Annotated in this window: 8 protein-coding genes; 7 read left to right on the forward strand and 1 reads right to left on the reverse strand. The window is 36.9% G+C overall.

The genetic code is table 11. The features are described 5' to 3' along the window. Window positions 1-18 precede the first annotated feature (18 nt). Window positions 19-1,695 (forward strand): aryl-sulfate sulfotransferase, encoded by a 1,677-nt coding sequence (locus tag BHF70_RS12035; protein ID WP_075760613.1) that lies wholly within the window; start codon window positions 19-21, stop codon window positions 1,693-1,695. Between the two features lie 61 nt (window positions 1,696-1,756). Here the strand turns inward: BHF70_RS12035 and BHF70_RS12040 are convergent, their stop codons facing one another. Then, complete coding sequence (locus tag BHF70_RS12040) at window positions 1,757-2,935, reverse strand: M20 family metallopeptidase (RefSeq protein ID WP_075760446.1); 1,179 nt, start codon at window positions 2,933-2,935, stop codon at window positions 1,757-1,759. A 184-nt stretch (window positions 2,936-3,119) separates the two neighbouring features. On the opposite strand from BHF70_RS12040, the gene queA reads away from it, so the two are divergent. From queA to BHF70_RS12070, 6 genes are all read left to right on the forward strand, one after another. Then, on the forward strand, window positions 3,120-4,145 hold the full coding sequence (gene queA / locus BHF70_RS12045; RefSeq protein WP_075760447.1) for a tRNA preQ1(34) S-adenosylmethionine ribosyltransferase-isomerase QueA: 1,026 nt from the start codon (window positions 3,120-3,122) through the stop codon (window positions 4,143-4,145). Between the two features lie 35 nt (window positions 4,146-4,180). Further along, window positions 4,181-5,167, forward strand: a complete 987-nt coding sequence (locus tag BHF70_RS12050) for an aldo/keto reductase (RefSeq protein ID WP_075760448.1) — start codon at window positions 4,181-4,183, stop codon at window positions 5,165-5,167. 14 nt (window positions 5,168-5,181) lie between these two features. After that, entirely contained in the window at window positions 5,182-6,402 is a 1,221-nt protein-coding gene (locus BHF70_RS12055) for an NAD(P)/FAD-dependent oxidoreductase (RefSeq protein ID WP_075760449.1), read from the forward strand. Window positions 6,403-6,414: 12 nt separating this feature from the next. Continuing rightward, window positions 6,415-7,077: a (d)CMP kinase gene (gene cmk, locus BHF70_RS12060; RefSeq protein WP_075760450.1), complete on the forward strand. Its 663-nt coding sequence runs from the start codon at window positions 6,415-6,417 to the stop codon at window positions 7,075-7,077. A gap of 10 nt (window positions 7,078-7,087) precedes the next feature. Further along, the gene (locus BHF70_RS12065; protein ID WP_075760451.1) at window positions 7,088-8,986 is read left to right on the forward strand and encodes a bifunctional 4-hydroxy-3-methylbut-2-enyl diphosphate reductase/30S ribosomal protein S1; all 1,899 of its coding nucleotides are present in this window, start codon (window positions 7,088-7,090) and stop codon (window positions 8,984-8,986) included. A gap of 221 nt (window positions 8,987-9,207) precedes the next feature. Then, the gene (locus BHF70_RS12070; protein ID WP_075760452.1) at window positions 9,208-12,666 is read left to right on the forward strand and encodes a pyruvate carboxylase; all 3,459 of its coding nucleotides are present in this window, start codon (window positions 9,208-9,210) and stop codon (window positions 12,664-12,666) included. The last annotated feature ends 37 nt before the right edge of the window (window positions 12,667-12,703 follow it).

The following is a 12,703-nucleotide window of genomic DNA, read 5'->3' on the forward strand; positions in this document are numbered from 1 at the left end:
TATAAAATGGAGGAAACCATGAGGCAAGAAACGATATCAGATAATAACAAGACAGGCAAGAGGGGTCGGGAAAAGTATTATCTTACGATATTGATCATTGTTTTAGGAATCTGCAGTTATTTTGCGTATAGAGTGTATGCTCAGGAAAATTTTTATAACAATGTGAAGCTTCAAAAAGTTAAGACAGCAGTTGAAAAAATAACTCATCAGGAAAAGGATATTTTTACAGAAGATTATCAGAAAGAAGCACAAAAGAAAATTGATGAGAAGAAAGAAAAGAAAGATTATACGATATCTTCTCCTCTGCTTATCAGTAATCCATATGGAACCAACAGTACATCAATTTACTATTATGGAGTATCAGATCGTTATTCCTATGTAAAATGTACCATTGAAGCTGATGGAGCAGAGACAATCACACAAACCTTAAAAAATGATAGTAAAAATAATCTGACTCTTCAGCATGAATATCAGATTACAGGTCTTGTGGCAGGAGCCAAAAACAAAATAACCATGAACTTTTATGATCGAGAGGATCGTGCCATTGCAAAGACTTATTTTTATGTGACAACAGCAGCTGATTCTGAAATTCCAGCAATTACCAACGTTAAAGAGGGAAGTTCCAGTACAAAGATGAGCAATGGTCTGTTTGCTATTCTTGGACATGATAAGACGGAAGCGGCCAATATTTATTTTTATGATAATAATGGAATCAATCGTGGGAAAATGCCATTGAATAGTTATCGTACTGATCGAATTCTTACTGTGAATGGAAAAATGATTTACTCCTATGATGTAAATAAAATCGCCATGATGAATCGTATCGGAAAAATTGTAAAAACTATTAATCTCGGACAGTATGAATTACATCATGATTTTTGTTATGATGAAAATTCCGGACGAATTTTATGTCTGGTAAATGATACAAAGAAGGATACCATCGAAGATGTTTTGATTTCTGTAGATTTAAAAACCAATCAAGTGAAAAAACTGATTGATTTTGAAGACCTTTTAAAAGAAATGCGGGAAAATGCAGTACAAAGAGAAGGTGGAAAGAATACCTACGGGGGAACAGAGCTGGATTGGCTTCATCTGAATTCTATGGATATTCTGGATAATGGACAAATCATTGTCAGCAGTCGAGAACAAAGTGCTTTGATTAAAGTTTCGGATATTTACGAAAATCCAAAAATCAGTTATATCATTCATAGTGGAACATTATATGACGGGACTGCTTATGAGAAGTATCTGTTGAAACAGAAAGGGAATTTTGTAGGACAGGCAGGACAGCATACTATTACAGTAGAATATGATGATTCATTGCCGGAAGGACAGTATTATTTATATATGTTTAACAATAATTTTGGAAATGCTGCAACCATTCCGGACTTTGACTGGAGCAAATATCCAGGAGTTGGGGAATATGCAAAAGGTAATTCCTCTTACTATTATAGATATCTGGTAGATGAGAAAAAGGGAACTTATCAGCTGGTTCAGAAAATATCATTACCGTATTCTTCTATTGTCAGCAGTGTTCAGCATTTAAGCGGGAATATTACATTCAGCAGTGGTATGAGTAAGTCATTTGGTGAATATGATAAAAATGGAAAATTAATCAGATCATTTACATATGAAGCAGATAAATATTCTTATCGGGTTCTGAAATATAATTTTAAAGGATTCTATTACAAATAATCAGGTAAGAAAAAAGGAAGAAAGTTCATTTGTTGCTTTCTTCCTTTTTTAACTAGCTTATTTATTTGGAATGATGATTTAACCACTCAGTCGCACAGTGTGCTAGGCAGCAGGCTCCATATGGGCAGACATCCTCATTAAATTGAACTTTAGGGTTATGTGCATTATAAGTGCCTCGTTCATCCATATATCCTGCGGAGAGATACATAAAGGAAGAAGGGATTTCATTGGCAATTAATGCAAAATCCTCAGAGGCGCTGGATGAGGCATCTGGTACTGGAACCATTTCCGGAATATTTAAATCCTTCATATAACCGGCAATTTCTGTTGTAAATTCCGGATCACAGATTAAAGGTGGAACATTTGATAAAAATTCAATTTCAGCAGTTCCTCTATATAATTTTGCAGTTTGTTTTACGACTTCCTGCATTCTTCCTACAAGGAGTTTTCGTTGCTCCTTATCATTGGTACGAATGGTTCCCTGAAGTACGGCGGTATCCGGGATAATATTTGCGGCAGAACCTGCAGAAAAGTTTCCTATAGTTAATAAACTGGATTTTGTTGGGTCACATTCTCTGGCAATCAGTTCCTGAAGTCCTAAATGAATATGGATCCCGATATTAATTGGATCAATGGAATTTTGTGGATAAGCACCATGAGACCCCCTTCCATGAATTGTAATTTTAAATCCATCTACAGAGAACATCATAGTTCCTGTGTTGTTGTACATATACATGCCGATAGGCATTTGTCCGGCAGTGACATGATAAGCCAGGGCAGCATCAGGTTTTGGATTTTCAAGAATTCCATGTTCCATCATATCCCTGCTTCCTTCAAAGGTTTCTTCTGCAGGCTGGAACATAAATTTAACAGTACCTTCCAGTGCATCTTCATTTTCTTTCAGCATTTTTGCAGCGGTAAGAAGCATAGCAGCATGGAAATCATGACCGCAGGCATGGGCTTTGTCTCCGGTTGGGCATGCAAAATCCAGACCACTTTCTTCCGGCATTGGAAGAGCATCCATATCCGCACGGAGAAGAATACATTTCCCTCCTTGCCCAAGAGTTGCTGTAACACCATGACCGCACGGCTTAGGGTTAAGGCCATATTCTTCTAGTTTTTTCATGATAAAGGATTGTGCAACTGGCATATCCAGTCCAACCTCTGCATTGGTGTGGAGATAACGGCGATTGGAAATCGTCTCATTTTTTAGTTCTTGTGCACGTTTGAAATAATCCATTTGAATCCCTCCTGTATTGCTACAATATAAAATTGTTTCTGTTAAAAAGGTAAAGGGAATTATACATAATAATTGTAATACCGTCAAGGATGTTTTCTTATAGCAGCTTATTTGTATAATTGCAGGTCCTTCTTATTCATGTTATACTTTAATTTACGTATTAGAGCAAAGGAAGGAAATGTTAATGAAAGTATCAGATTTTAAATTTGATTTACCGGAGGAGTTGATCGCCCAAGATCCCCTTCTTGATCGTTCAAGTTCAAGACTGCTCACTCTGGATAAACATACAGGCGAAATAGGACATGATATTTTTCGAAATATCACCAATTACTTAAAACCAGGAGATTGTCTGGTGTTGAATAACACCAAAGTGATTCCTGCCAGACTCATTGGTGCAAAAGAAGATACCGGAGGAAAAGTGGAAGTTCTTCTCTTGAAAAGAAAACAGGACAACATCTGGGAAACACTGGTGAAACCTGGAAAGAAAGCAAGACCGGGTGCAAGGATTTCATTCGGTGATGGAATGCTTGTTGGAGAGGTTCTTGAGGTAGTGGAAGAAGGAAATCGTTTGATCCGTTTTGAGTATGAAGGAATTTTCGAAGAAGTGCTGGATCAGCTTGGTCAGATGCCTCTGCCACCATATATTACTCATCAGCTGAAAGATAAAAATCGTTATCAGACTGTTTATGCAAAATATGAAGGATCTGCTGCGGCACCTACAGCAGGACTGCATTTTACAAAAGAGCTTCTGAAACAAATTAGAGAGATGGGAGTAAAGATTGCCTATGTAACTTTGCATGTAGGTTTGGGAACTTTCCGGCCTGTGAAGGTAGATAATGTGCTGGATCATCATATGCATTCTGAATTTTATCGAATAGAAGAAGAAGATGCCAAAATGATAAATGAGACAAAAGCAGCAGGCGGAAGGGTCATATCAGTGGGAACAACAAGTACCCGTACACTGGAATCGGTGGCAGATGATGACGGAACTATTTGTGCTAGGAGCGGATGGACAGATATCTTTATTTATCCTGGATATAAATTCAAAGTCATTGATGGATTGATTACGAATTTTCATTTACCGGAATCTACATTATTAATGCTGGTTTCAGCATTGGCAGGAAGAGAACATATTATGAATGCTTATGAAGTGGCGGTAAAAGAAAGATACAGATTTTTCTCCTTTGGAGATGCAATGTTTATTCATTAAAATATAGATATTAAGATGCCTGGAGGTAGACTGTTATGGAAAAAATGATTGAGATTGGGAAAAGTGGTATAAAAGTTCCTTTTTTAGGTATGGGTACCTGGGCCATTGGAGGAGGAAGCTGGTGGGGAGAAAACGATGACCAACTGTCCATTAAGACTATCGAAAAAGCCATAGACCTTGGTATTGCATGGATTGACACGGCACCTATTTACGGATTATATCATAGTGAAAATGTTGTAGGAAAAGCCATCAGAGGAAAAAGAAATAAAATTGTATTATCTACTAAATGTGCTTTAGAATGGCGTCATGAAACACCTGTTTTCCATAAAAATGTAGACGGGACAGATGTTTACAGGGACTTATCCAAAAAAAGTATCATGGATGATTTAGATCATAGTCTGATAAATCTTGGCACCGATTATATAGATGTATTGTATACACATTGGCAGACAACAGATTATAATCTGTATCCCATAGAAGAAACTATGGATGCGCTGATGACTTTGAAGAAGCAGGGAAAAATTCGTGCAATTGGAGCATCCAATGTAACTGCTGAAGATATAAGAGAATACTGTAAATATGGACAGCTGGATGTAATTCAGGAAAAATACAGCATCGCAACCAGAAGAATTGAAAAGGAACTGGTTCCTGTATGTCAGGAACTGGGTGTATCGATTCAGGCATATTCTCCTTTGGAACAGGGACTGCTGACAGGAAAGTTCACAACAGATACAGTATTTCCCAAAGGAGATGTTCGAAATAATAATCCATCATTTCAACCGGAACGCAGAAAAATCATTCTTGAAATTTTAAAGGAATGGGAGCGATATCTGGAGAAATATAAATGTTCATACAGTAGCCTTATTATCGCCCTGACAGCTAATATGATTGATAGTCTTCATGTTCTTGGAGGGGCAAGAAAGCCGGCTCAGATTGAAGATAATGCTAAAGCAATGCAGGTGGAATTAGAAGAAAAAGATATTGAGCAGATGAAAGAATGTCTTGATAAGAGAATTATATAAAAAGGATGTAATATATGAAGGTAATCATAATCGGTGGAGGAGCTGCCGGCATGATCGCTGCATATCAGGCGGCGAAAGAAGGAAATCAGGTCATCCTTCTTGAAAAAAATGAAAAACTTGGAAAGAAAATATTTATTACAGGAAAAGGCCGTTGTAATGTTACCAACGCCTGTGAAATTGAAGAACTTTTTGATCATGTTGTAACTAACAGGGAATTTTTATATAGTGGTTTTTATACTTTTTCCAATGATGCAGTAATGGAACTGTTTGAAAGTCTTGGATGTCCTTTAAAGATAGAACGGGGAAACCGGGTTTTTCCGGTATCTGATCATTCTTCAGATATAATTGCTGCTCTGGAGCGAGAACTGAAGCGGCAAAAAGTAAAAGTATGTCTCAATATGGAAGTAAAAAAGATTTTAATCTCTGCGGATGGAATTGCCTATGGAGTTGGTTTGTTATCAGGAGATACTATAACAGGCGATAAGGTTATTGTGGCCACTGGCGGTATGTCATATCCTTCCACAGGCTCAACAGGAGATGGGTATACTTTTGCAAGAAAGGCAGGTCATCATGTAACTCAGGTGGTACCGGCTTTGGTGCCATTTGAGATAAAAGAGGATATTTGCAAAAAACTTCAAGGTCTTTCTTTGAGAAATGTAAAGGTAAGCATGACATCTAATGGGAAAAAGGTACATGAAGACTTTGGGGAAATGCTATTTACCCATTTTGGAGTCAGTGGACCTGTTGTATTAAGTGCCAGCAGTTATGTAGCAGGATATCGGGGAACGGAACTTAAATTCCATATTGATTTAAAGCCTGCTTTATCACGGGAGCAGCTGGACCAGAGGGTGTTAAGAGATTTTAAAGAGGTTATGAATAAAGATTTTAGAAATTCTCTGGATTCTCTTTTGCCCAAAAAGCTGATTCCTGTTATGATAGAACTGTCAGGAATTCCGGAACATAAAAAGGTTAATGAAATTACAAAAAAGGAAAGAATACAGCTGGTTTCTTTATTAAAGGATTTGGAATTAACCATTATCGGAGTAAGAGGATTTAAAGAAGCAATCATTACCCAGGGAGGAATTGATGTAAAAGAAATCAATCCTGGAACAATGGAATCAAAGAAAATAAAAGGATTATTTTTTGCAGGAGAGGTCCTTGATCTGGATGCGGTTACAGGGGGATTTAACCTTCAGATTGCCTGGTCAACAGGATATCTTGCAGGATCAAATTAGGAGGATTATATTATGTATAGTATTGCAATCGACGGACCAGCAGGTGCAGGAAAAAGTACAATTGCCAAAACAATTGCCAAGGAACTTGAGTTTGTATATGTGGATACAGGAGCTATGTATCGTGCTATGGCATTATATTTTATCCGTCACCATGTGGATGAAAAAAATGAAGAAGCTATTAATGCAGCCTGTGATGATATTCATGTAAGTCTTGCTTATGAAGATGGTATGCAGCAGGTGCTTCTTAATGAAGAAAATGTTACAGGATTAATTCGTACAGAAGAAGTAGGAAATATGGCATCCAAGACATCTGCGTATAAAAAAGTCAGAGCAACACTTTTGGACTTGCAGAGGGATATGGCTAAAACAGCTAATATTTTAATGGATGGAAGAGATATAGGAACAAATGTTCTCCCGAATGCGGATTTGAAAATTTATCTGACCGCTTCATCAAAAGTTCGTGCAGAACGAAGATATAAGGAGCTGATCGAAAAAGGTGTGGATGCAGATCTTAAGCAAATCGAACAGGATATCATTACTCGAGATAAACAGGATATGGAGAGAGAGATTGCACCATTAAAAAGGGCTGAAGATGCAGTTTTGGTAGATTCTTCTGATATGACGATCCAGCAGGTTGTTGACACAGTTGTCAATGAATTTAATAAAGTAAAATAATGGAGGGACAATGGAAGTAATATTGGCGAAAACAGCGGGATTTTGTTTTGGTGTAAAACGGGCTGTGGATACAGTGTATCAGGAAGCAAAAAAGGATCATGTATATACATATGGTCCTATCATACACAACGAACATGTTGTGAAGGATTTGGAAAAAAAGGGAGTTCGGGTGCTTCATTCAAGAGAAGAACTTTCCAATCTTTCTGAAGGCATTGTTATTATCCGTTCCCATGGAGTTCCCAAGGAGATATATGAGCTGATTGAAAATAAAGGTCTGACTCTGGTGGATGCAACTTGCCCATTTGTAAGAAAAATCCATAAAATAGTACATGCTGCAGGAGAAAATGGAAAGCAGATTATTATTATCGGCAGTGCAGAACATCCTGAAGTAGAAGGAATTCGCGGATGGTGTACCGGTGAAGTTCATGTAATAACAGAGGCATCCCAGTTAGATCAGATTGATTTCAAAAAGCCAACTTGTCTGGTTTCCCAAACGACATTTAATTACAAGAAATTTAAAGATATAGTTGAAATTATCAACAAAAAGGGTTATGATATAGAAGTATGTAATACAATATGTAATGCCACAGAAGAACGTCAACTGGAAGCAAAGTCTATCGCTAAGGATGTAGATGCAATGGTTGTTATTGGAGATAAACACAGCTCCAACAGCCAGAAGTTATTTGAGATTAGCAAGAATGAGTGTGAAAACACTTTTTTTGTACAGACACTTAGAGACCTGGATTTGAAACTTTTTGAATCGACTGGTAAGGTGGGTATTACAGCGGGGGCCTCAACCCCACAGAAAATTATCAAGGAGGTTCATGCTAGCATGACAGAAAAGAGTTTTGAACAATTATTAGAGGAAAGTTTAGTTACGATTCATAATGGAGAGGTAGTAGAAGGTACAGTCATTGATGTAAAACCAGATGAGATTATCTTGAACATCGGATATAAAGCAGATGGTATTTTAACAAGAAATGAATACTCTAATGATTCTGCCAACGTGGATTTAACAACAGTAGCCAAAGTTGGTGATACTATGGAGACAAAAGTCCTGAAAGTTAATGATGGAGAAGGACAGGTACTCCTTACTTATAAGAGGCTGGCAGCTGAGAAGGGTAATAAGCGTCTTGAAGAAGCTTATGAAAACAAAGAAGTTTTAAAAGCACCTGTAGCGCAGGTATTAGATGGTGGATTAAGTGTACTTATTGAAGAAGCACGTGTATTTATTCCTGCAAGCCTTGTTTCTGATTCTTATGAAAGAGATCTTAAGAAATATGAAGGACAGGAAATTGAATTTGTTATCAGTGAGTTCAATCCTCGCAAGAGAAGAGTTATTGGTGACCGTAAACAGTTATTAGTAGCTGCTAAGAAAGAAAAACAGAAAGAATTATTTGAAAAGATCGAAGTTGGAATGAAGATCGATGGTGTTGTTAAGAATGTAACAGACTTTGGAGCATTTATCGATTTAGGTGGAGCAGATGGATTACTTCACATTTCTGAAATGTCCTGGGGACGTGTTGAAAATCCTAAGAAAGTTTTCAATATCGGAGACAAAGTTACTGTATTGATCAAAGATATTCAGGGTGAAAAAATTGCTTTAAGTCTGAAATTCCCAGAAGAAAATCCTTGGTTAAAAGCAGAAGAAAAATACAAAGTTGGTAATGAAGTAACTGGAAAAGTTGCTCGTATGACAGACTTTGGAGCATTTATTGAACTTGAATCTGGAATTGATGCATTACTTCACGTATCTCAGATTGCAAAAGAACATATTGAAAAACCTTCAGATGTTTTAAGTGTTGGACAGGAAATTACAGCTAAAGTTGTTGACTTTAAGAAAGATGAAAAGAAAATCAGCTTAAGTATGAAAGCTTTACTTCCAGCAGAAGAAAAAACTGAAGAATAAGAATTAGTTATCAAAAGTTCCTTCTCTAATTTAGTGAGAAGGAACTTTTTTTAGATACGACTATTGTAAAATAGGATTTTATGAGATATAATTGACCTTAAAAATATCATTTTTTATTTCATAGAACATTACTTTGCAATGTTTCGAAATAATGGTATTAAGAAATTTTAATGTTTTTAAAATCATTTTGAAAAGAAAAACTAGAAAAAGGAGCTAGAACCATGGAGATAAAAAAGTTCAAAAAAGTATTGGTTGCTAACCGTGGCGAAATTGCAATTCGTGTCTTTCGTGCTTTAAGTGAGCTTGGAATTACCACAGTTGGTGTATTTTCCAAAGAAGATCGTTATGCACTGTTCCGTTCCAAGGCAGATGAATCATATCAGCTGAATCCTGATAAGGGACCAATTGATGCATATCTTGATATTAATACGATTATTCGTATTGCAAAAGAAAAAAATGTTGATGCTATTCATCCTGGTTATGGATTTCTTTCAGAAAATCCAGAATTTGTAGATGCCTGTGAAAAGAATGGAATTACATTTATCGGGCCTTCTTCTGACCTGATGCGCAAAATGGGAGATAAAATTTCATCCAAACAGATGGCAATCGAAGCAGATGTGCCGATTATTCCTGGTGTAGACCATGCAGTTCATGAACTGGATGAGGTCTTGAAGATTGCAGATCAGGTTGGATATCCGGTTATGTTAAAGGCTTCCAACGGAGGAGGCGGACGTGGAATGCGTATCGTAAACTCTGCAGAGGAAATGCCTAAAGAATATGCCGAAGCAAGAGATGAATCCAAAAAAGCATTTGGAGATGATCAGATCTTTGTTGAAAAATACTTAAAGAGTCCAAAACATATAGAAGTGCAGATCATTGGAGATCAGTATGGAGAAGTTGTCCATCTGTATGATCGTGATTGTTCTGTACAGAGAAGACATCAGAAAGTTGTAGAATATGCACCTGCATTCAGTGTACCGGAAGAAGTACGTCAGCAGATTTTTGATTGTTCTATCCGTCTTGCAAAACATGTAGATTATAAGAATGCCGGAACATTGGAATTTCTCGTAGATGCAGATAATAATGCATATTTTATTGAAATGAATCCTCGTGTCCAGGTAGAACATACAATTACAGAAGCTGTTACAGGTATTGACATCGTTCAGACTCAGATTCTTGTGGCTGAAGGTTATCCGTTGGATTCCAGCGAAATTGGAATTAAATCACAGAAAGATATTGTATGTAATGGCTATTCTGTTCAGACACGTATTACCACAGAAGATCCTTTAAATAACTTCCTTCCAGATACAGGAAAGATTACAGTATATCGTTCCGGAGCAGGTAATGGTATTCGTCTGGATGGTGGAAATGCTTATGCAGGAGCGGAAATTACTCCATATTATGACAGCCTTCTTGTAAAAGCAATTTCTCATGATCGTACTTTTGAGCGTGCAGTTGATAAATCTATTCGTGTATTAAAGGAAACAAGAATTCGTGGAGTGAAGACAAATATTCCTTTCCTGATCAATGTACTGAATCATGATACATTCCGCAGCGGAAAATGTTATACAACATTTATCGAAGATACACCGGAACTGTTTATGCTTCCGGAAAGCCAGGACAGAGCTACAAAAATTCTGGAATTTCTTGGAAACAAGATGGTTAATGTTCAGCATGCAGAGGATAAGCCATATTTTGAAAATACAACAGCTCCTAAATATGATAAAGAACGTTCTGTATATGGTTCCAGAGATGAATTTCTGAAGCTTGGTGCCAAAGGATTTACCCAGAAAATCCTGACACAGGATAAATTATATATAACAGATACAACCATGCGTGATGCTCAGCAGTCATTGATGGCGACACGTATGAGAACGAGAGATCTGGTTATGGCATCTGAAGCAACTAATGCATTTATGCAGGAAGCTTTTTCTGTTGAAGCATGGGGTGGGGCAACATATGATACAGCATATCGTTTCCTTAAGGAATCACCATGGAAGAGACTATCTGCATTAAGAGAACGTATGCCAAATACTTTGATCCAGATGCTTCTTCGTGCATCCAATGCAGTAGGATATAGTAATTATCCAGATAATGTGGTTCAGCAGTTTATTATGGAAGCTGCCGGACATGGTGTGGATGTTTTCCGTATTTTTGACAGTTTAAACTGGGTTGAAAATATGAAAATGCCAATTGAGATTGCTTTAAAAACTGGAAAGATCGTAGAAGGTGCTATTTGTTATACAGGAGATATTCTTGATCCAAATGAAACAAAATATACATTAGATTATTATGTAAAGAAAGCCAAAGAACTGGAAAGCCTTGGTGTTCATATCTTTACTATTAAGGATATGGCAGGTCTTGTAAAACCATATGCAGCTGAAAAACTGATTTCAACATTAAAATCTGAATTAAAGATTCCGGTAAATCTTCATACACATGATTCTACAGGAAATGGTGTCAGTACATTACTGAAAGCTGCAGAAGCCGGACTTGATATTGCTGACTGTGCTATTGGATCTATGAGTTCCATGACAAGTAACCCATGTATGAATTCACTTGTTGAAGCTTTAAAAGGAACTAAGAGAGATACAAAACTGAATCCGGATGAATTGACAGAGTTAAGTCAGTATTATGCAAGAATTCGTCCAGTCTACAAGCAGTTTGAAAGCGGCATGGATGCACCGAATACAGAAATTTATAAATACGAGATTCCTGGAGGACAGTATTCTAATCTGCTTGCACAGGTTAAGGAAATGGGTGCTGCAGAAGATTTCGAAGCTATAAAAGGTCTTTATAAAGATGCAAACCATCTTCTGGGAAATATTGTAAAGGTTACTCCATCTTCTAAAGTTGTTGGTGATTTTGCCATCTTTATGTTTAAAAATGGATTGACAAAAGATAATATTCTCACAGAAGGAAAGAATTTATCATATCCTGATTCTGTTGTAGAGTATTTTGAAGGAATGATCGGACAGCCGGAAGGTGGATTCCCGAAAGAACTTCAGGAAATTGTTTTAAAAGGAAAGAAACCTATTTCCGTACGTCCGGGAAGTCTGCTTCCAGATGAAGACTTTGATTATATTAAAAACGGATTAAAAGAAAACTTCTATATGGATAGCATGGAAGACCCTGAGGTTCTTCATCAGAAGGCATTAAGTTATGCTCTGTATCCGAAGGTTTATGAAGATTACTGCCGACATTTCGAAGCTTATAATGATGTTACAGGGCTGGAAAGTCATGTGTACTTCTATGGACTTCGTAAGGGAGAAGAAACAGTCCTGAAACTTGACGAAGGTAAATTTCTAATTATCAAATTTATTGATATGTCTGAACCAGATGAAGATGGCTACCGTTGCCTTGACTTTGAAGTAAATGGATCTATTCGAGAGATTAAAGTTTTGGATAAAAATCTTGAAGTTAAAGCAGACAGAAGAGTAAAAGCTGATAAATCTAATCCGGGACATCTTGGATCTACAATCCCTGGAACTGTTGGAAAAATCCTTGTTAAAGAAGGAGATGAAGTAACAGTAAATATGCCATTGATGACAGTGGAAGCCATGAAGATGGAAACAACGGTTGTATCTAAAGTAGATGGTACTGTTGATAAGATTTATGTCAAAGAAGGAGAACAGGTAAATCAGGAAGATCTGTTGATTTCTTTTGAAATTGCTGAATAGAAAAGAAAAATAACGAAAAAATAAGAAGAAGGAAGTA

Origin of the sequence: Anaerostipes sp. 494a, from assembly GCF_001940315.1 — a bacterium.
Taxonomy (GTDB): Bacteria; Bacillota; Clostridia; order Lachnospirales; family Lachnospiraceae; genus Anaerostipes; species Anaerostipes faecalis.

What these genes read in the sequence shown, in the direction of transcription:
- BHF70_RS12035 (WP_075760613.1), top strand. Translation starts at nt 19, where the DNA reads ATGAGGCAAGAAACGATATCAGATAATAACAAGACAGGCAAGAGGGGT.
- BHF70_RS12040 (WP_075760446.1), bottom strand. Translation starts at nt 2,935, where the DNA reads ATGGATTATTTCAAACGTGCACAAGAACTAAAAAATGAGACGATTTCC.
- queA (WP_075760447.1), top strand. Translation starts at nt 3,120, where the DNA reads ATGAAAGTATCAGATTTTAAATTTGATTTACCGGAGGAGTTGATCGCC.
- BHF70_RS12050 (WP_075760448.1), top strand. Translation starts at nt 4,181, where the DNA reads ATGGAAAAAATGATTGAGATTGGGAAAAGTGGTATAAAAGTTCCTTTT.
- BHF70_RS12055 (WP_075760449.1), top strand. Translation starts at nt 5,182, where the DNA reads ATGAAGGTAATCATAATCGGTGGAGGAGCTGCCGGCATGATCGCTGCA.
- cmk (WP_075760450.1), top strand. Translation starts at nt 6,415, where the DNA reads ATGTATAGTATTGCAATCGACGGACCAGCAGGTGCAGGAAAAAGTACA.
- BHF70_RS12065 (WP_075760451.1), top strand. Translation starts at nt 7,088, where the DNA reads ATGGAAGTAATATTGGCGAAAACAGCGGGATTTTGTTTTGGTGTAAAA.
- BHF70_RS12070 (WP_075760452.1), top strand. Translation starts at nt 9,208, where the DNA reads ATGGAGATAAAAAAGTTCAAAAAAGTATTGGTTGCTAACCGTGGCGAA.